At 64.1% G+C, this 18,040-nt stretch carries 18 protein-coding genes; 11 read left to right on the top strand and 7 right to left on the bottom strand.

Going from position 1 to position 18,040, the window contains the following annotated elements:
• Positions 1-51 precede the first annotated feature (51 nt).
• The 3 genes from BPNPMPFG_RS08425 (at position 52) to BPNPMPFG_RS08415 (ending at position 1,767) form a co-directional block, all read left to right on the top strand.
• A complete protein-coding gene (locus tag BPNPMPFG_RS08425; RefSeq protein ID WP_258594656.1) occupies positions 52-555 on the top strand; it encodes a CreA family protein in 504 nt (167 codons plus the stop codon).
• Between the two features lie 85 nt (positions 556-640).
• A complete protein-coding gene (locus BPNPMPFG_RS08420) occupies positions 641-1,282 on the top strand; it encodes a DapH/DapD/GlmU-related protein (RefSeq protein ID WP_258594654.1) in 642 nt (213 codons plus the stop codon).
• 191 nt (positions 1,283-1,473) lie between these two features.
• Positions 1,474-1,767 carry a hypothetical protein gene (locus BPNPMPFG_RS08415; RefSeq protein WP_258594653.1) on the top strand — a complete coding sequence of 98 codons (294 nt, stop codon included), beginning with the start codon at positions 1,474-1,476 and terminating at the stop codon, positions 1,765-1,767.
• Between the two features lie 102 nt (positions 1,768-1,869).
• Here BPNPMPFG_RS08415 and BPNPMPFG_RS08410 read toward each other — a convergent pair whose 3' ends face one another.
• A complete protein-coding gene (locus BPNPMPFG_RS08410; protein ID WP_258594652.1) occupies positions 1,870-3,141 on the bottom strand; it encodes a hypothetical protein in 1,272 nt (423 codons plus the stop codon).
• A gap of 262 nt (positions 3,142-3,403) precedes the next feature.
• On the opposite strand from BPNPMPFG_RS08410, the gene BPNPMPFG_RS08405 reads away from it, so the two are divergent.
• Complete coding sequence (locus tag BPNPMPFG_RS08405) at positions 3,404-3,829, top strand: low affinity iron permease family protein (RefSeq protein ID WP_258594651.1); 426 nt, start codon at positions 3,404-3,406, stop codon at positions 3,827-3,829.
• Positions 3,830-3,837: 8 nt separating this feature from the next.
• On the opposite strand, the gene BPNPMPFG_RS08400 is transcribed toward BPNPMPFG_RS08405, so the two are convergent.
• Positions 3,838-4,704, bottom strand: coding sequence for an SDR family NAD(P)-dependent oxidoreductase (locus BPNPMPFG_RS08400; protein ID WP_258594650.1), 867 nt, complete (start codon positions 4,702-4,704; stop codon positions 3,838-3,840).
• A gap of 183 nt (positions 4,705-4,887) precedes the next feature.
• On the opposite strand from BPNPMPFG_RS08400, the gene BPNPMPFG_RS08395 reads away from it, so the two are divergent.
• The gene (locus BPNPMPFG_RS08395) at positions 4,888-5,169 is read left to right on the top strand and encodes a hypothetical protein (RefSeq protein WP_258594649.1); all 282 of its coding nucleotides are present in this window, start codon (positions 4,888-4,890) and stop codon (positions 5,167-5,169) included.
• 84 nt (positions 5,170-5,253) lie between these two features.
• Here BPNPMPFG_RS08395 and BPNPMPFG_RS08390 read toward each other — a convergent pair whose 3' ends face one another.
• Entirely contained in the window at positions 5,254-5,829 is a 576-nt protein-coding gene (locus tag BPNPMPFG_RS08390) for a TMEM175 family protein (protein WP_258594647.1), read from the bottom strand.
• Between BPNPMPFG_RS08390 and BPNPMPFG_RS08385 the strand changes: the two genes are divergently transcribed.
• From BPNPMPFG_RS08385 to BPNPMPFG_RS08375, 3 genes are all read left to right on the top strand, one after another.
• Positions 5,805-6,470 (top strand): SH3 domain-containing protein, encoded by a 666-nt coding sequence (locus BPNPMPFG_RS08385; protein ID WP_319945981.1) that lies wholly within the window; start codon positions 5,805-5,807, stop codon positions 6,468-6,470. The two genes, BPNPMPFG_RS08390 and BPNPMPFG_RS08385, sit on opposite strands and share 25 nt — an antisense overlap.
• Positions 6,471-6,644: 174 nt before the next feature.
• A complete protein-coding gene (locus BPNPMPFG_RS08380) occupies positions 6,645-7,061 on the top strand; it encodes an MFS transporter (protein ID WP_258594644.1) in 417 nt (138 codons plus the stop codon).
• On the top strand, positions 6,946-7,854 hold the full coding sequence (locus BPNPMPFG_RS08375; protein WP_258596671.1) for an MFS transporter: 909 nt from the start codon (positions 6,946-6,948) through the stop codon (positions 7,852-7,854). The genes BPNPMPFG_RS08380 and BPNPMPFG_RS08375 overlap by 116 nt, the downstream gene beginning before the upstream one ends.
• A gap of 31 nt (positions 7,855-7,885) precedes the next feature.
• Here BPNPMPFG_RS08375 and BPNPMPFG_RS08370 read toward each other — a convergent pair whose 3' ends face one another.
• Complete coding sequence (locus BPNPMPFG_RS08370; RefSeq protein WP_413776838.1) at positions 7,886-9,358, bottom strand: MATE family efflux transporter; 1,473 nt, start codon at positions 9,356-9,358, stop codon at positions 7,886-7,888.
• Between the two features lie 141 nt (positions 9,359-9,499).
• On the opposite strand from BPNPMPFG_RS08370, the gene BPNPMPFG_RS08365 reads away from it, so the two are divergent.
• On the top strand, positions 9,500-10,288 hold the full coding sequence (locus BPNPMPFG_RS08365; protein WP_258596669.1) for a L,D-transpeptidase: 789 nt from the start codon (positions 9,500-9,502) through the stop codon (positions 10,286-10,288).
• Between the two features lie 146 nt (positions 10,289-10,434).
• Here the strand turns inward: BPNPMPFG_RS08365 and BPNPMPFG_RS08360 are convergent, their stop codons facing one another.
• Positions 10,435-11,916, bottom strand: coding sequence for an esterase-like activity of phytase family protein (locus tag BPNPMPFG_RS08360; protein WP_258594641.1), 1,482 nt, complete (start codon positions 11,914-11,916; stop codon positions 10,435-10,437).
• Positions 11,917-12,222: 306 nt separating this feature from the next.
• On the opposite strand from BPNPMPFG_RS08360, the gene BPNPMPFG_RS08355 reads away from it, so the two are divergent.
• Both BPNPMPFG_RS08355 and BPNPMPFG_RS08350 read left to right on the top strand, forming a co-directional pair.
• Positions 12,223-14,637, top strand: a complete 2,415-nt coding sequence (locus BPNPMPFG_RS08355) for a GcvT family protein (protein WP_258594640.1) — start codon at positions 12,223-12,225, stop codon at positions 14,635-14,637.
• A gap of 12 nt (positions 14,638-14,649) precedes the next feature.
• Complete coding sequence (locus BPNPMPFG_RS08350; protein ID WP_258594638.1) at positions 14,650-16,203, top strand: trimethylamine methyltransferase family protein; 1,554 nt, start codon at positions 14,650-14,652, stop codon at positions 16,201-16,203.
• A gap of 18 nt (positions 16,204-16,221) precedes the next feature.
• Here BPNPMPFG_RS08350 and BPNPMPFG_RS08345 read toward each other — a convergent pair whose 3' ends face one another.
• Together BPNPMPFG_RS08345 and BPNPMPFG_RS08340 are read right to left on the bottom strand one after the other, a co-directional pair.
• Positions 16,222-16,515: a hypothetical protein gene (locus BPNPMPFG_RS08345; protein WP_258594636.1), complete on the bottom strand. Its 294-nt coding sequence runs from the start codon at positions 16,513-16,515 to the stop codon at positions 16,222-16,224.
• A gap of 208 nt (positions 16,516-16,723) precedes the next feature.
• A complete protein-coding gene (locus tag BPNPMPFG_RS08340; protein ID WP_258594635.1) occupies positions 16,724-18,040 on the bottom strand; it encodes an ABC transporter ATP-binding protein in 1,317 nt (438 codons plus the stop codon).

Here is an 18,040-nt window from a genome sequence, read left to right as displayed (position 1 = left end):
CGGGCTGCTCGCCCCACCTGTGACCGGCAACTCGAACCGCAGGAGGCTATGTTGCAAGGACTGATTGGGCGAAGACTGATCGGCGGCGCGTTGGCCGCGTGCGTTGTCCTGGGCGCTGGTGCCGCCATTGCCGAGGAAGTCGGCAAGGTCGGCGTCGACTGGCTTGGCAACGACATCATCGTCGAGGCGATCAAGGACCCGAAGGTGGAGGGTGTGACCTGCCACGTCTCCTACTTCGATCGCGGCATCATCGATCGGCTGCACAAGGGCAACTGGTTCGAGGATCCCTCCGATTCCTCGATCTCCTGCCGCCAGACCGGCCCGATCACCATCGGCGACATCGACAAGAGCGAGGGTGGCGAGGAAGTGTTCAAGCAAGGCATCAGCCTGATCTGGAAGAAGCAGGTGGTAAACCGGATCTACGACAAGGCCAACGAGACGCTGATCTACCTGTCGCATTCGCGCCAGGTGCAGAACGGCTCGGCCAAAATGTCGGTGACAACCGTGCCGCTCTACGGCCAAAACGTGGTGTGGACCAACGGCAAGCCGAAATAGGCAGGTCGAACTCCTTCGCGGAACCGGTCTGACGGACGATTGGTCCCGCTTGCGGGACCAATCGCTCGGGGGTAAAGCCGCCGGCATGGACCGTTCCGAAAATCTCGTCCCAAAGGATTCCGAGCCGCGCATCCATCCGACCGCGGAGTTGAAGGCGTGCAAGCTCGGCCGTTATGCCTCGATCGGCGAGCGGGTGGTGCTGCGCGAGGTGAGCGTCGGCGATTTCTCCTATTTCGAACGCCATTGCGAAGCGATCTACACGACGATCGGCAAATTCTGTTCGATCGCCGCCAACAGCCGCATCAACGCGCTGGAGCATCCGATCGAACGGCTGACCCAGCACAAGGTCAGCTACCGGCCGAACGAGTATTTTCGCTGGCTGGGCGTCGACGCCGCGTTCCGCGCGCGGCGGCAGGCGAAAGCCGTGACCATTGGTCATGACGTCTGGATCGGCCACGGTGCGGTGATCATGCCCGGCATCACCATCGGCAATGGCGCGGTGGTCGGCGCCAATGCGGTGGTGACGCATGACGTGCCGCCTTACGCGATCGTCGCCGGAGTGCCGGCCAGACCGCTCAGGTCACGCTTCACGGCTGCCATCGCGGCTCGGATCGAAGCTCTCGCCTGGTGGGACTGGCCGGTCGAAAAGCTCGCCAGGGCGGTTCCCGACATGCAGGCGATGCCGATCGAGGCCTTCCTCAACCGCTGGGAAAACGACGACGCTTGAGCTCCGTAAATGCGTCGACGGTAACCAATTTTCTTAACGTAAAATATTAGTGTTAAAAATTGGAAAACGAATTGTATTCGTCAGATTAAGCACTCCATGGTTGCAAGACTTTCGACAAAATGCACTACTCGGTGCGGGGGTAAGTCGTAAGAAGTCGAAGGAAAAACTACTAGCAACAATGGAGATAAGTCATGAAGAAGTTCGAACTTGTACTCACAGCTGCTATGGTTTCCTTCTCGACTGTCGGCGCCTATGCCGGCGGCTGGGGGGGTAGCTCGGGCAGCCTGATCAACGTGTCGCCGTCCATCGGCCTCGGCCAGGTGAACGCGTTGAATGGCATCCTGAGCGGCAACAACATCCTGAGCGGCAATGTCGTCCAGGGCATTCTGAACGGCAACGACACCAACGTGCTTTCCGGTGTCCTCAACGGTGTTGGCGTCAACGTCCTTGGCGGCAACAGCTACAAGCTGGGCGGCCATCGCTGAGCAATAAGTCACGGGTGGCGAATGCCCGTGTCGGGGCAGGAGGGTCTTGCACGCCCTCCTGCCTTTATGCGCGTCATGCGCGTCGCTTTTAGGCGACACGCATCAGATCTTCGCGCGCAGGCCCACAAATGCATCGACGGTGTGCTGGCGTTCGTCGATCACCGTCTTGAAAGTTTCGGAGACGTCGACGCGGACAACGATGGCCATCGATTTGGTCGCGTTATACGTCGCTTCGGCGTAGATGCCCTTGCGCCGCTCCTGGTTCTCGTAGAGCAGATTGTCCTTGAGCTCGTAGAAGATGCCGGACGCGATGCCGAGGTTTTCACGCACCTTCATGCCGAGTTCCAGTTCCGCGCGCTGCAGCCATGAGGCCAGCGGGTCGTCGGTGTCCGATGTCTCGTAGCGGCCGAAATAGGTGCCGCGCAACTCGAAGCCGCGTGGCAGCGGCTTGCCGAAGGTGAGCTGCCAGGTCGGGCGCCAACGCTGGTAGATGTCGTAGGCGCCGCGCAGGAATTGCGCGCCCAGCGCCACGCCGAGCGTCGAACCGTCCGATGCCTTGTAGGCGGCCTCGGCGCGCAGCGTATAGGCGTTGAATGACAGGAACAGCGGCGGATAGCCGATTTCCTCGACACTGGCGAAAAGTGCCGACGCCGAGGCGCCGAAGGCGAACTGGCCGAAGGTTCGGGTGACCCGTGCCGCCAACTGGAAGAGGTTGCGATCGGCGTGCAGCTTCGCCGGCAGGATCAGGTCATCCTGGAAATGCGTCGCGCCGAGCTTTTCGAAACTGTCGGCGGCCTCGAGGATCAGGGAGGTGGCGTTGCCGAGATCGATGCCGAGCTGTGTCTGGGCGCCGAAGACCTGCTTGAATTCGCGCGTGCCCAGCGTCAGCGGGCCAATGTCCAGATTGTCGCCGGTGCTGGAGACGCGATAGCTCAGCGATCCCCGCAGTTCGAGACCTGGCGCGAGCTTGCGGAAGGCCTCGGCCGACAGCGACAGTGCGCGGTCATCCTCGATCGACGTCTTGTCGTAGTGCGTTATCTGGAAGTTCGCGTTCAACTTGGCGTTGGCGTCGTTGTCGCCCCATTGCTTCTGCAGCGAACCGCGCAACAGCGTGTACCAGTCCTTCACCGCATGGTCGCTGTCCAGTGCGTTGTTGGTCCAGTGCCGTTCCAGACTGCTGGTGATCACCGGATCGGTTGTCGGGTCGGCTGCCGGCGCCACTATCGGTTCGCCCGCGGGTGCCGCGGGCTGCTCGGCCCTGACCGTCCCGGCCGCGCAGGCCATCAGCAGGCCAAGGCCGGCGCTGCGAAGCAAGCTGCGGGAAAGTGGAGCGACCGTCTGTCGGTGTGCCGGTCGGCGCTTTCGGGAAACCATGCTCCGCGCTCTCCGGACTGAAACCCCTTCCGCCATGCGGGGGTGGCGCAGCGGAAGGGGCTGGAGGTAAACCGCTGTGAAGCGGAAGGAACAGGCACTTTTGCCTGTTCGGTTACTGTGACATTAAACCCATAAGGTGTGTTTTCCTGCCTATTCTCTTTATGCGTGCATTCAATTGTGCCGGTTGTATTTGTTTCCACCGGGAACCTGAAACGGCTGCGGGTTGTTTCTCATCACGCTGCGGCATTGAGGGATTCGATAGATGGAAAAGCTTTTCACCAAGAGCGCCAACCGGGTCGCTCATGTAACCGGCCAGCCGCTGACATTTGCCGTCTGCTGCCTGATCGTCGTCGTCTGGGCGGTGAGCGGACCGTTCTTCGGCTTTTCGGACACCTGGCAACTGGTGATCAACACCGGGACCACGATCATCACCTTCCTGATGGTGTTCCTCATCCAGAACACCCAGAACCGTGATGGCGCGGCGATCCAGACCAAGCTCGATGAACTGATCCGGGTCAGCGAGGGCCACAACCACTTCATCGGCATCGAACATCTGACCGAATCCGAAGTCGAGGAGATCCGCGACAGGTGTGAGAGGGCAGCAATGCGGCATGACGAGAAGATCACCGCCATGGCGGCGAAGAAGGCCGTGGCGCAGAAGCGCGGGCCGAAAAAGCGCGCGGCCTGAAGCGAAACTCAGCGCTTCATGTACGCCGCGAAAGGCTCCTTGTAGTCCGGATGCCAGCGCGACAGAGCGGGGCGGTTCTCGATGATGTCGCCGATCGCCCAGGCCATGCGCTTTTCATCCAGCGGCCGCGCCGCCTCATTGTCAGGGCACAGGATGTAGAAATCGCCCCTGGTCAGGGATGCCAGCATGAAATCAATGACCTGCTCGCCGGTCCAGGCGCCGGCCGGCTTCTCCGTCGCGCCTTCGGTGAGGCCGGTATAGGTGAAGCCGGGAATGAGCAGATGGGCGGCGACATGGGCTCCGGGTTCGTTGCGCAGCGCATGAGCCAGGCCTTCGGTGAAAGTTTTCACCCCGGCCTTGGAGACGTTGTAGGCAAGGTTGCCGGGCGGCGTGGTGATGCCTTGCTTGGAGCCGGTGTTGATGATCAGCCCCGGCTTGGCCGAGGCCAGCATGCGCGGCGCGAAGGCCTCGACGCCATGCGCGACACCCCAGAAATTGATCTCTAGCAGACGCTTCCAGGCATCGCGGTTTTCCCAGGGCTTTCCGGGGTTGTTGCCGACGCCGGCATTGTTCATCAGCAGCGACACGTTTTCGAAAGCGCCGAACGCCCTTTCGGCGAGACGATCCACTTCATCCGCTTTCGAAATGTCGGCGGCCACAGTGAGCACCGCATCGTCGCCGGCAATCGTCGAAACGGCGCGGGAGGCATCGTCAAGGCGCGTGCCGCCAATGTCGGCGAGCACGATCCTCATGCCCATCAATGCAAGCCGCTTGGCCGCTGCGAGGCCGATGCCGCTGGCGGCGCCGGTGATAACGGCGGCGTTGCCGGGGGCAAGCGCGGGCAGGGCGGTCTGGATCTCGGCATCGGTGATCATGGGCGATGGATTCCTTCTTGCGATGGCGCTGAACTTAGCGCTGGAACTGGCCGGTGCAAGCCTCTGTCAGCGCTTGTTCGGGTTGACCGGTCGGGTCGAGGCTGCGCATGTTGCCGGGCAAATGCTGCACATGTTGCCGAGCAAATGCTCTGCACGCTGCCGGGGCAAATGGAGATTTCCTGATTGACGGACTGGGTTGCAATTCTGAAGGAACAGACCGCCACAGGCGATCGGATGGGCCGCGAGGTGCCGCAGATGCTGGCCAACCCCGACATCAGCGAAGCGCAGGTCAAGACGCTGTTCTCCGCCCTGGAGAAACAGGCCGAGTTCGTCGAGAAACTGCGTATGGCGCTGGAAAAGTTCGGCCATGATTTCTCGATCATCAAGGCGGCGGAACGGCTGGAGGAGCGCTATGCCGACCTTGCCGCTTCGGTGGCGGAAAAACTGAAAGCGATGCGCAAGTAGAGCAATTCCAGGTAAAGTGTGAAGCGGTTTTCCTGGGAAAAGCGCGTAGCGCTTTCCCAAAGGGAATGGCGTCAAACAAAAGAGCTACTTGTCGATCACCCGTGCAAAACGTGTGTCCGGCACGAGCCAAACCAGGGCGACGGCTACGTAGAGCGCGACGCCGATCCACCGGTCGACGAAGGTCAGCGCAACGGCCACGATGTAAACAGCGAGCGAAATCCTTCCCTTGCGGTCCCTGCCGACTGCCTTGGCGAAGGCGGTGTCTTGTCCATGCAGCCGATGCAGCGCGACGACCAGGATGCCATAGGCGGTTGCAGACATTGCGAGGTCGAAACCGTAGACCGCCACCGGAACCGTGGCGAAGTGGTTCTCACCCATGAAGGCGGTCGTTACCGGCATTAGGGACAACCAGAACAACAGATGCAGGTTCGCCCAAAGGACGCGGCCATCGACGCGCTGCACGGTATGGAACATGTTGTGCAAATTGTTCCAGTAGATGCCGACATTGATGAACGAAAGCACGTAACACAGGAAGATCGGCCACTGCGGCAGCAGCGCCGAGAAGTCCTCCCCCTCCGGCACCTTCAGGTCCAGCACCATGATGGTGATGATGATGGCCACGACGCCGTCGGTGAATGCCTCGACCCTGCCTTTGCCCATCGATCCCGCCTTTTGCCCGCAACGCATTGTCGCGAGGCAGTAAATTGTTAGCGGATGTTCAAGGGCCGATAAACGGCGTTCGGGAAATTCCTCAACCATATCCAGGAAAAATCCCTGCATCACTCCTGCCGGTTGAGATGGTTGGGCGGTCATATGTTGACTTTTCCGACCACGGCCTTTCCCCTTGCACGCAGCCTCGGCCCAGGCAGACGAATGGCCGGGCATCGAATGGAGGGACTGATGAGATTTCTGCTTCTGATCGCGACCGTTCTGGCTGCCGTCTTCGGCACGTCGGCCGCGGCCTTCGCCTACAGCGCCCACACCACGACCGCCCTCAATGTGCGCACTGGGCCGGGGCGGGACACGCCAAGGTCGGAACGCTGCCGGCCGGCTTTCGGGTCAATGTCACCGGCTGCCAGCCGGGCTGGTGCAAGATCCATGGCGGTGGTTTGCTCGGCTGGGCCAGCGCCGGCTATATCGAGCGCTCCCACGTCGTTGGCCCGCCGGTCATCATCGTGCGCCCGCCGCATCGGCCGCCGCACTGGCAGCACAGGCCGCACCACCGTCCTCCGCACCACCGCCCGCCGCACAAGCCGCGGCCCGGCAAGTGCAAGATCGCGCCCGGCTTCTCCTGCAAATAGGACGGATTGCGGTCTGATGCGGCACGGCAGGATGTCATGACGGATCGGAGTCGCTGGCTCTGATCCGAGCCTGTTCAGCCGGCGGATATTCTGTTCAGGCAACCTGCCGGCCGGAACGCCTGGAGTGACGGCGCGTTAACGTCGCGATCCCCGAAGCTGGTAACGAGGTTGGTCATGACCGTTCGCGATTTGGCGCACACGCACAACCAAGCTCGCGGCGACGCTCTTGCGATCCCGGCCGTAGCCGCGATGATTGCGGTGCTGTTTGCCGGCAGCACGGTGCTGACGCCACTCTACATCGTCTACAAGCAGCAATTCGGTTTTTCACAAATCACGCTGACACTGATCTACGCCGTCTATGTCGTCGGCAATCTCGGCGCCTTGCTGATGTTCGGCGGCGTGTCCGATGTGATCGGTCGCCGGCCAGCAGCTCTCGCGGCGATGGGTATCGCCATTGGCAGTGCGCTTGTCTTTCCTGTTTGCCGGCAATGTCCTCTCGCTCGATGTCGCCCGCATCCTGAGCGGGCTTGGCATCGGCGTTGGCGCGGGAACCGGAACCGCCTGGATTTCCGAGCTGCTGCCCGAGGCTGACAAGTCCCGCGTCAGCGTCATCACCACCAGCACCAATTTTCTCGGCCTCGGTTTTGGCGCGCTCGTTTCGGGACTGTTGGCTCAATACGAACCATGGCCACTGCGGCTGGTCTTCATCCTCTATCTGGCGGTCCTTGTGGTGGTGACGATCCTGCTGTGGCGCACGCGCGAAACCGTGGCGAAGCCGGGCGGCTTCGGAGGGATTTCCTTCCGGCCCCATATTGCCGTTCCGGAGGAAATTCGCGCGCGCTTCGTCGCGCCGGCGGTGACCGGTTTTGGCGCGATGGCACTGGTCGGCTTCTATGCCGCGGCGGCGCCGAGTATCCTCGCCCCGCAACTGCATGAGACCAACCACGCGGTTGCCGGTGCGCTGTTCTTCGAAATGGCGATTGTCGCGGCGATCAGCATCGTGGCGCTGATGAATGTGCAGAGCCGCAAGGCGATGCTGGCCGCGCTGGCACTGATGATCCCGAGCGTCTTGCTGGTGGTGGCGGCACAGATATTGGCCTCGATGGCGCTGATGATCGCTGCGACCGCCTGCTGCGGTGTCGCGGCCGCACTCGGCTATCGCGGCGGCCTGCAGGTAGTGAACGAGATCGCGCCGGCGGATCGCCGCGCCGAAGTGGTGTCCAGCTTCTTCATCTGCTGCTTTGTCGGCAACGCCTTGCCGGTCGTCGGCATCGGCGTCGTTTCGACCTATGCCAGCTCTGTCGCCGCGAGCCTGGCGTTCGCCGGCATGATCGTGGCCTTTGCGCTGGTGGCACTGGGCTTTGGGCTGAAACACAGGCGTTGAGACAAGAACCGGCCCGGCAGGGCCGGGCTGATCAGCCGTTTGGCGTTTCAGGTGTCATGTTCGCACGCTGCCGCGGCACGCCGAGCCCGGTGTCCGGCGGCTCGCCTGCGGCCGGCCTGTCCTCGATCATGTGCATGGTGCGCCAGCGGCCGAAGCGGTAGTAGGCCGCGGCCAGCACAAGCGAGCTGATCGAACCGGCCGGGAAACTCCACCACAGCGCTTCCTCGCCGATCACGCCGCGCATGAAATAGGCAAAGCCGGTGCGCACGACGAGCACCGAAATCACCAGGATGATCAGCGGCGGCATCACCGCGCCGGTGGCGCGCACGGTGGCGAACAGCACGATGGTGATGCCGAACAGGATGAACGACCAGGACGCGACATTGTTGATGTGGGCGGCGATGTCGATCGCGGCGCTGTCGCTGCTCAGGAACAGGCTCAGCACCGAGCGGTCGAATAGCCAAAGCACCGCAACCAGCGCGCCGGTCAGGACCAGGTTGAAGCCGACGCCGGAGGCGGCGATGCGGCCGATCCGGTCCCAGCGTCCGGCGCCGACATTCTGCGCCGCCATCGAGGAGACGGCGGCACCGATGGCGAGCGCCGGCATCTGGATGTAGGTCCACAGCTGCGCGGCGATGCCGTAGGCGGCGGCGACCTGCGAACCGTAGGAATTGACGATGCCCATCACCGTAAGTGCTGCCGCCGAGATGACGATCATCTGCAGGCCCATCGGCACGCCCTTGAAGACGATGATGCGCAGCAAAGCGGGATCGGGCCGCAGCAGCGCGAGGTTGGCACCGGCCAGCCGCAGCGGATGCTTGCCCACATAGAGCACGATGAGAATGGCGATCACGCTGACCGTCTGGCCGATCAGCGTCGAGGTGGCCGAGCCGGCGATGCCGAGTTCCGGGAATGGCCCGATGCCGCGGATGAGCAGCGGGTTGAGCACGATGTCGAGGACGACGGCAAGCGCCATGAAGAAGAAGGGCGTGCGCGAATCGCCGGCACCGCGCAGCACGGTCATGACGAACGACAAAAGGTTCATCATCGGCACGGCGACAAAGATGATGCGCAGATAGGAGCGGGCCAGCGGCAAGGCATCGGCCGGGGTGCCGAGCGTGTTGAGGATGGCGTCGACCCAGATCCAGCCGCAGACCGCGAACACCACCGAGATGAGGAAGAAAAAGGTGGCGCTGGTGCCGACGATGCGGCGAGCCTCGGGCAGGTCGCGGGCGCCGACCGACTGGGCCACCAGGATGGTGGCCGCCATGCCGATGCCGAACACCGTGCCGAGGATCAGGAACAGCACCAGATTGGCATTGGAGGTGGCGGTCAGCGCCGATTCTCCGAGAAAGCGGCCGACCCAGACGGCATTGATCGACCCGTTGAGCGACTGCAGCACGTTGGAGCCGAGCACCGGCAGGGCGAACAGCAGAAGCGTTCGCGGGATCGGGCCGCTGGTCAGGTCGCCGGTGCGGCGGCGCGGGGGCATTTTTTCGTCCATGGCTGGCAACTCGGCGAAGGCTTATCTGAGTCCGATCCGTGCCTTGATCTAATCATGTTCTCAAAGCTTCCGGAATCGGATATTGGTTCTGGGCGCGTGGGGCCGCGTTCCTTACTACATCTTATGGATAGCCGGGGGGTCATGTCCGATATTCCGCTGTTTTTTGAGCGCCTGAACCGGCGCGCGTTTCTCGGTGCATCCGCTTTGGGCGCGGCCTCCGTGGTTCTTTCGGCGTGCACCACGACCGACGTTGCGCCGCCGCCAGTGGCAGCGGCGCCAAGCGATCCGGCATTCGGCGATGTCGCAAGCATGTATGCGGCGCGCGTCGACGAGGGCTATCAGCTGCCGGCAATCCCGGTGGCCAAGATCGATCCGAAGTTCGTGCGCCAGATCGTGTCCGACCCGACCGGAGAAAAACCCGGCACGATCGTTGTCGATACCTCCGAGCACTTCCTCTATCTGGTGGGCGACGGCGGCAAGGCCATTCGCTATGGCGTCAGCCTCGGCAAGGCCGGTTTCGGGTGGACCGGCAGCGCCGTGATTCAGGCGAGGAAGAAGTGGCCGGTCTGGACGCCGCCGCCGGAAATGATCCAGCGCCGCCCCGAACTGGCGAAATACAAGGACGGCATGCCGCCCGGCCCGCAGAGCCCACTGGGCGCGCGTGCGCTGTATCTCTTCCGTGACGGCAAGGACACGATGTACCGGCTGCATGGCACGCCGGAGTGGGATTCCATTGGCAAGAACGCCTCGTCCGGCTGCGTGCGCTTCATGAACCAGGACATCATCGACCTCTACAGCCGCATCAACGGCCCCGCGCCGGTCTTCGTGCGCGCGAACCTGTCGGCCGCCGCGAAGATCACCGCCGTGTCGAACAGGACGGCCGAGCCGATCGATGCGGGCGTGCCAAAGGACGCCGAGATGTTGAAGTAAGCGCCTTCACGATCTGTAGACTGCTTGCAACTATCGCAGGCCGGATCGAGATGCACCCTTGCGCGGGCGAGCGCCGCCGGCGGGTTCGACCGTTCGATCGTACCAGGCAGGCGGACGCGCAATGCGCGCCCGCCTGCCTGGTGTCGTTACTTCCTGGCGAGGCCGGGAAGCGTGACCTGATAGACCAGGAACATGGTGTCGACATTGGCGCCGTCGTCGGCCTTGTAGGGCGCGCCGACCTGAAAACCGTCCTGGGTGAGGAAGTCATTGTCGTTGGCGACGAACAGGAAATAGTCGTCGGGCAGCTTCGGATCGAGCACGCTGGCGAGCGACATCGCTTCCCACTTCTCCGAGAGGTTGTTGTGGTCGTTCGGCGCGCCATTGTGCAGGCCGAAGCGGCCAAGCTCTGCATTGTCGTTGATGTCGATGAACGGCGTCAACTTGGCCGGGGTCACCGACGAGTCGACGACACCCTTGGGCGCGACCGGCTTGTCCTTGTCAAAATCCGTGCCGGCGATGTCGGTGGCGGCGGAGACGTCGACGATGTTGATTTGGCGGTAGAGCGAGGTATCGCCCTTCAGCCCCTGGCCGTTGCCGCTGTCGCGCGCCAGCATCAGGAATGTCTGGTCCGACAGCGCCACGATCTCGCTTTGCGCGGCGACCTTGGTTTTGCCCTTGGCATCCTTGAACACCGGCAGCGGCACGACATATTCATGCGCCAGCTTGAGATGAGCAAGGTCCGTCGCGTCATAGACCAGCGCCCTGGTGTTCTGGCGGGTCGCGCCAGAGTCGCCGCCATCCTGCCTGGTCGCCGACTGCAGCACGGCGATCAGGAACTTGCCGTCCGGCGTCATCGCCATGCCTTCGAGGCCCTGGTTGTTCTGGCGGCCGGTGTCGGGATCCTTCGGATCGGGCTCGGCGGCACCCGGGCCGGGATTGTTCGAGGAGAAGTTCGGCGCTCCCTTGCGCATCGGCACCAGTGCCGCCGGCGGCTGGGTCGCCGACAGCAGGCGGCCTTCGGCTGAGAACCGATAGATGTTCGGGCCATATTCGTCGGAGATGAACATCGAGCCGTCAGGCAGCCGCACGATCGCTTCGTTGTCGAGGGCGAGCTTGCCGTTGGTGGCGGCGGGCAGCATCGGCATGTCGCCGGTTGCCGCACGCACATCCGACAGCGGATCGAGGCCGGTGGCATCAGTGCCCTTGTCGTCGGTGAGCAGCAGGCTGTCGGCAAGCGTCGCCTTGACGCCCGTCTGCTCCTGGCCGGCGGCGGGTGCGGCGCCTGGCGCCAGCGGGGCAAACTCGATGCCGACGGTGTTGAGGCGCGGCCGGTAATCGGTGGTGCCGGCGACATTGTAGCCGCGGTCCGGCAGCAGCCAGAGCGAGCCTTTGTAGCCAGCCGTGTCATGCGTCCAGCCGGCGGTGTCGATCGCCATGCCGGAGCCGGAGCCGAACGTCTCGCCGAACTTGTCGCGCTGAGCGGCCGGGATGCGGCCGACGCCGACCAGGCCCTTGCTGACGAAGCTGGTGCCGCCGACGGTCGCGGTGCTGTCGGCGAGCGCCGGCGTCAAGGCGGTGAACAAGCCCAGCGCGACGCCAAGCGACGCTGTTCGGTACAAATATTTCATGGACAATCCTCTTTGTGACAAAGCCTGCCGGAGCGGCCGATGGACGAATGGCTGAAAGAGGTGCGGCATCGATGATGCCGCGCGCCTCCCCAAACGCGGTCTACGGCGCGAACGTGATGCTTGCGTGACAGTGCGCGATGCACGCCGCCGGCTTTTTCACACGCCGATAAAAACGCATGGTCGCGCGAAAGAAACTGATCCCAATCACACATCAGGTCGACGCAGCGCGATGTGTTCGCGCCGCACTGGACACTTATGTCCAGTGCGTATATGGTGCAGCCTTCGGACTAACCGTGGAGGTAAGCCTTGAAGTCGCACTACCGCGCAGTCGTCATCGGAGGTGGCGTGGTCGGGGCCTCGGTGCTCTATCATCTGACGCGGTTCGGCTGGAGCGATGTGGCGCTGATCGAGCGTTCCGAATTGACGGCCGGTTCGACCTGGCACGCGGCGGCCGGGTTCCATGCGCTCAATGCCGATCCCAACGTCGCGGCGCTGCAGGACTACACCATCAATCTCTACCGCCAGATCGAGGCCGAATCCGGCCAGGACATCGGCCTGCACATGACCGGCGGCGTCAACATCGCCAGCGACCCCGCGCGTTGGGAGTGGCTGAAATCGGCCTGGGCGGTGTTCCAGTCGGTCGGTATCGAGACAGCGCGGCTGGTCACGCCCGACGAGATCAAGGCGATCTGCCCGATCGTCGACGTCACGGGGGTGCTTGGCGGCCTGCACGATTCCAACGAAGGCCATCTCGATCCCTATGGAACTACCCACGCCTATGCGGGCGCGGCGAAAAAGCGCGGCGCCGAGATCATCCTGCGCAACCGGGTCGTCGAACTGAAGGCGCGCGCCGACGGCCACTGGGACGTCGTCACCGAGCAGGGCACGATTGTGGCGGAGCATGTCGTCAACGCCGGCGGGCTGTGGGCAAAGCAGCTCGGCCGCATGGCTGGCGTTGAATTGCCGGTGACGCCGATGGAGCACCATTATTTCATCACCGAGGACATTCCGGAGATCGCGGCGCTGGACCGGGAGATCGGCATTGCCGTCGACCTCGACGGGTTTTCCTATCTGCGGCAAGAGCGCAAGGGCGTGCTGCTCGGCGTCTACGAGCAGAACCCAAAACACTGGAACATGGAAGGCGCACCGTGGGATTACGGCATCGAGCTGATCCCGGAAGACATCGACCGCATCAGCCCGGAACTCGCCAAGGCGCATGAGCGCTTCCCTTGCCTGGCGACAGCCGGCATCCGCAAATGGGTCAACGGCGCCTTCACCTTCACACCGGACGGCAATCCGATCGTCGGGCCGGTGCGCGGGTTGAAGAATTACTGGGTTGCCTGCGGCGTCATGGCCGGCTTCAGCCAGGGCGGCGGCGTCGGCAAATCGCTGGCCGAATGGATGATTTATGGCGAGCCGCAAGCCGACATCTTCGGCATGGACATTGCCCGCTACGGCGCGTTCGCCGCCAACCGCTGTTATCTCAAGCAGACGACGCGCCAGTTCTATTCGCGCCGCTTCGTCATGACCTTTCCCAATGAGCGGCTACCGGCAGGCCGGCCGCTGAGACGCCCCGGCGCCTATGACGGCATGACGGCGGCGGGATGCGAATGGACGGCGTCCTGGGGGCTGGAAATCCCGGCCTATTTCGCGCCGATGGGGTTTCGCGAGAACACGACGCTGCGGCGCTCCAACGCCTTCGACATCGTCGGCGACGAGGCGCTGCAGGTCCGGCGCGCGGCGGGTCTGGTCGATATCTCGGCCTATGCACGCTATGCGGTCTCGGGGCCTGGGGCCGAAGCATGGCTTGACCGGTTGCTCGCCTGCCGGCTGCCGAAGCCGGGACAGGCGAGGCTGGCGCCGATGCTTGGCCATGATGGGCGGCTGAAGGGCGACCTCACCGTCTTCAACTGGGGCGGTGGCGACTATTGGCTGATGGGCTCCTACTATCTGCGCGAGTTTCACATGCGCTGGTTCGAGAGCCATGCGGCGGAGGGCGTTTCTGTCACCGACCTTTCCGACACGATGAGCGGCTTCCTGCTGACCGGCCCGAACGCACGCAAAATCCTGGCGCGCACGACGCATCAGGATGTGTCCGGCGCGGCGCTGGCGTTCATGGCTTGCGGTGCATTCGACATCGGCATGGTGCAGGCGCGGGTGGCGCGGCTGTCGATAGCCGGCGAGCTCGGCTTCGAGATCAGTTGCCCCGTGACCATGCATGCCACACTGCGCGAAACGCTGCTTGCCGCCGGCGAGGATCTCGGCCTTGCCGAGATCGGCTATTACGTACTCAATGCGCTGCGGCTGGAAAAGAGTTTTGGCATCTGGTCACGCGAGTTCACGCAAGGCCACACGCCCGGCCAGACCGGTCTCGACCGCTTCATCGCTTTCGGCAAGGGCGACTTCATCGGCCGGGAGGCGGCGTTGCAGGCGCGCAAGGCTGGCGATACGCCTCAATGCCTGGTGACTTTGGAAGTCGAGGCCATCGACGCCGATGCCAGCGGCTTCGAGCCGGTCTGGCATCGGGGCCGGCGCGTCGGCTTCGTCACTTCGGGCGGCTATGGCTATACGGTCGGCAAGAGCCTGGCGCTGGCGCTTGTCGATCGAGATTTCGCAGGCGAGGGGACCGCGCTCTCGGTGCATGTCGTCGGCACGGAGCGGCCGGCGCGTGTCATCGCGGCCTCGCCCTACGACCCCGAAGGCAAGGCGATGCGGCAATGAGGAGGATTTTCGATGGTCGATGACGCGGCACGTGATGGCAGGCGCGAACGCCGGCGGGCACGGACAGGCGAGGCCGGCAGCGAAAGCAGCCGCCGGCCCGATTATCGTTCGCTGAAGAACCCGTTCCTGCCGCAGCCGATCTTTTCCGACGATCAGGTCGCGGCGATCCACGACACGGCGCTGCGCGTGCTGGAAGAGCTCGGCATCAAGGTGTTGCTGCCGCAAGCGCGTGAGCATTTCGCCAACGCCGGCGCCCTGGTCGATCCGGACACCGATATGGTGCGCATCGGCCGCGACATGGTGACGGCGGCACTCGCCTCGGCGCCGAAGTCGATCCACGCTTATGCCGGCACTCGTGCCCGCGATCTGAAGCTCGAGCTCGGCTCGATGACCTTTCTGGCCGGATGCGGCGCACCCAACGTCACCGATCTCGAGCGTGGCCGGCGGCCGGGCACATTGGCCGATTTCGAGGATCTGATGCGGCTGGTGCAGCATTTCGACGTGCTGCACATGCTGGGACCCTGCATCGAGCCGCAGGATGTCGACAACCGCTTCCGCCACTATGCCGTCAACCGTGCGCAGCTGACGCTGTCCGACAAGTTCCCCTTCGTCTTCGCGCGCGGCACGCCGCAGGTCGAGGACGGCTTCGAGATGCTGCGGCTGGCGCGTGGCCTGACGGAGGACGAATTCCGGGCAAATGCCCATTGCTACACCGTCATCAACACCAACTCGCCGCGCCAGCTCGACATTCCGATGGCGCAAGGCATCATCGACTTCGCCAGAGCGGGGCAAGTGTCCGTCATCACGCCGTTCTGCCTGGCGGGCGCGATGGCGCCTATCACGGTCGCCGGCGCGCTGACGCTGCAGCATGCCGAAGCCCTGGCGGGTCTGACGCTGGCGCAGATCGTGCGGCCCGGCGCGCCGGTCGTCTACGGCTCCTTCTCCTCCAATGTCGACATGAAGTCCGGCGCGCCGGCCTTCGGCACGCCGGAGCACGTCAAGGCGACGCTGGGGGCCGGCCAGCTGGCGCGCTTCACCGGGCTGCCCTGGCGGTCCGGCGGCGGCAGCGCGGCCAACATCTCGGACGCGCAGGCGGCACATGAGACGCAGTTCGCGCTGTGGGGCTCGGTGCTGGCAGGGGCGACGATGTGCATCCATGCCGCCGGCTGGCTGGAAGGGGGCTTGAGCGTCTCCTTCGAGAAGCTGGTCACCGATATCGAGGCGCTGCAGACGGTCGCAGAACTCTGCGCGGCAACACCCGGCGACAACGACGCCATCGGCTTCGAGGCGATCGCCGAAGTGCAGCCGGGCGGCCACTTCTTTTCGGCCGGCCACACCATGGCCCGCTACCGCACCGCCTTCTACGAACCACTGGTCGCCGACTGGTCGAATTTCGGCAACTGGACGCAAAGCGGGTCGAAGACGGCGAGCGAACGCGCCACCGGAGTCTGGAGACGCACGCTGGCCGATTTCGTGCCCCCTGCTTCGGCCGTCGCCACCAGCGGTGCCCTCGACGAGTTCATCGCGCGCCGCACGCAAGAGGGCGGAGCGGCGCCGGTGTCGTGAGGCGCGGGCGCCGCCAGTTCACCAGTAACGGTCCCGGCTCTCGGCTCGTCGCCGACGGATGCTCTGGCGCATCAGCCGCATGCCCACCCGGTCGAGGCGCGAGGAGATCCGAAGCACATTGCGCAGGCCCGCTTTGCCGATCGCGCCTGCCCAGAAGGCCCTTGCTCCGGCAACGAGCACGCGATGGCCAAGACGCAGAGCCACGCCCGAGAGTTTCAGCAAGAACCATTCGCGCGCGATCCCGGCAATGCGGATGATCCGCCTGCCGCGCGGCGAATCCAGATGGAGGAGCTGTCGTGGAACGAGGCGCATGGTCGACCTCCTAAAGCGCGTCGCATCGGAACGGATTCATGCGACGCGCTTTCAGTCTTTGTTTGTATGCATGTCGTCGTCTCAAAACCGGGGCCACTTTTGAGCGACATGCATTGGTGCTGGCCTTGGACATGCGGGATCGCGGGCAGGGCCGGGGATCAGAATCCCGGCCCTGCCCGCAGGTCAGTGCATTCCGGCGTTGCGCGGACTACGTCGGATTTTCGAGCGTGAAGAGATCGCTCTCCTCGTCATAGGCGAAGTATTCGGCGTAGCGGGCCCAGCTGATCACGGCCCGCACCGTCTGGTCGGCATAGTCTTCGGACATGTGGTCCTCCAGCTCGTCGCGGAAGCGGCGCGCCGGTGCTTTGTGGCCGGCGCGCTCGTCAAGCACATGCCGGATATGGCCAGCCAGCGGCACATAGGCCGCGAGTTGCTGCGCGAACAACTGCTTGCGCGCGTCGACCTCGCTTTCGGCAAAGCGTTTTCCGGCCGGGGTCAGCTGTATGTCGCCCTCGGCCAATTCCGCGAAGCGCAGCAGCTGCAGCGTTTCGGCGATCGGGAACAGGTCGTCGATCTCGAGCTGCAGGCTGGCGGCCAGCGGCGGCAGGTCGGCGTGTCCGTTGTAGGGTGGCGCTGCGACAGCCTCGATCAGACCGGCGAGCAGGTTGGTCGAGACGCGCGGCAGGATCATCGCTATGCCCGAGCCGGGGAAAACGCCATCGCGGGCAGGGGCGCCCGCTTCCTTCCTGGCGGTCATGCGAGCGTAGATGTCCTCGACCAGGGCCCGGAAGGCAGGGTCCAGCCGGTTGCGCGGCTGCGGCAGATCGATGCGCAGCTCGGCGACGACGCGGCCCGGGTTGGACGAAAAGATCAGCACGCGGTCGCACATCAGCACCGCTTCCTCGATGTTGTGCGTCACCATCAGGATCGACTCGATCGGCATGCGGCCTTCCGACCAGAGGTCGAGCAGGTCGGTGCGCAGCGTCTCCGCCGTCAGCACGTCGAGCGCCGAGAAGGGCTCGTCCATCAGCAGCACCTTGGGATGCACCACAAGGGCCCGGGCGAGGCCGACGCGCTGGCGCATGCCGCCCGAGAGCTCCTTCGGATAGGCGCTCTCGAAGCCGTCGAGGCCGATCAAGTCGATGGCCGACAGCGCGCGCTGCCGGCGCTCGGCGGGAGAGACGCCCTGTGCCTCGAGCCCCAGTTCGACATTCTGCAGCACGGTCAGCCAGGGAAACAGCGCAAAACTCTGGAAGACCATGGCAATGCCGTCCGGCGTGCCGGAGACCTTCTTGCCCTCGAAGGTGATGTCGCCCTGGCTCGGGCGGATGAGGCCGGCGATCGAGCGCAGCAGGGTGGATTTGCCGGATCCCGACCGGCCGAGCAGGCCGACGATCTCGCCGGAGGCGAGCGTCAGCCCAACCTGGTCGAGAACGATGAGCTGGCCGGCACTTCCCTTGTCGTAGGTCTGGCACACGCCACGGACTTCGACGAGCGGGTTCTTGGTGATGATGGCTTGGTTCAT

It is taken from the genome of Mesorhizobium sp. AR07 (genome assembly GCF_024746815.1).
Lineage (GTDB): Bacteria > Pseudomonadota > Alphaproteobacteria > Rhizobiales > Rhizobiaceae > Mesorhizobium.
The sequence above is the reverse complement of the archived record's forward strand: the minus strand, read 5'-3'. Positions and strand labels throughout refer to the sequence as shown.

What these genes read in the sequence shown, in the direction of transcription:
- BPNPMPFG_RS08420 (WP_258594654.1), top strand. Translation starts at nt 641, where the DNA reads ATGGACCGTTCCGAAAATCTCGTCCCAAAGGATTCCGAGCCGCGCATC.
- BPNPMPFG_RS08415 (WP_258594653.1), top strand. Translation starts at nt 1,474, where the DNA reads ATGAAGAAGTTCGAACTTGTACTCACAGCTGCTATGGTTTCCTTCTCG.
- BPNPMPFG_RS08410 (WP_258594652.1), bottom strand. Translation starts at nt 3,141, where the DNA reads ATGGTTTCCCGAAAGCGCCGACCGGCACACCGACAGACGGTCGCTCCA.
- BPNPMPFG_RS08405 (WP_258594651.1), top strand. Translation starts at nt 3,404, where the DNA reads ATGGAAAAGCTTTTCACCAAGAGCGCCAACCGGGTCGCTCATGTAACC.
- BPNPMPFG_RS08400 (WP_258594650.1), bottom strand. Translation starts at nt 4,704, where the DNA reads ATGATCACCGATGCCGAGATCCAGACCGCCCTGCCCGCGCTTGCCCCC.
- BPNPMPFG_RS08385 (WP_319945981.1), top strand. Translation starts at nt 5,805, where the DNA reads ATGCCTCGACCCTGCCTTTGCCCATCGATCCCGCCTTTTGCCCGCAAC.
- BPNPMPFG_RS08390 (WP_258594647.1), bottom strand. Translation starts at nt 5,829, where the DNA reads ATGGGCAAAGGCAGGGTCGAGGCATTCACCGACGGCGTCGTGGCCATC.
- BPNPMPFG_RS08380 (WP_258594644.1), top strand. Translation starts at nt 6,645, where the DNA reads ATGACCGTTCGCGATTTGGCGCACACGCACAACCAAGCTCGCGGCGAC.
- BPNPMPFG_RS08370 (WP_413776838.1), bottom strand. Translation starts at nt 9,358, where the DNA reads ATGGACGAAAAAATGCCCCCGCGCCGCCGCACCGGCGACCTGACCAGC.
- BPNPMPFG_RS08365 (WP_258596669.1), top strand. Translation starts at nt 9,500, where the DNA reads ATGTCCGATATTCCGCTGTTTTTTGAGCGCCTGAACCGGCGCGCGTTT.
- BPNPMPFG_RS08360 (WP_258594641.1), bottom strand. Translation starts at nt 11,916, where the DNA reads ATGAAATATTTGTACCGAACAGCGTCGCTTGGCGTCGCGCTGGGCTTG.
- BPNPMPFG_RS08350 (WP_258594638.1), top strand. Translation starts at nt 14,650, where the DNA reads ATGGTCGATGACGCGGCACGTGATGGCAGGCGCGAACGCCGGCGGGCA.
- BPNPMPFG_RS08345 (WP_258594636.1), bottom strand. Translation starts at nt 16,515, where the DNA reads ATGCGCCTCGTTCCACGACAGCTCCTCCATCTGGATTCGCCGCGCGGC.
- BPNPMPFG_RS08340 (WP_258594635.1), bottom strand. Translation starts at nt 18,040, where the DNA reads ATGAACCAAGCCATCATCACCAAGAACCCGCTCGTCGAAGTCCGTGGC.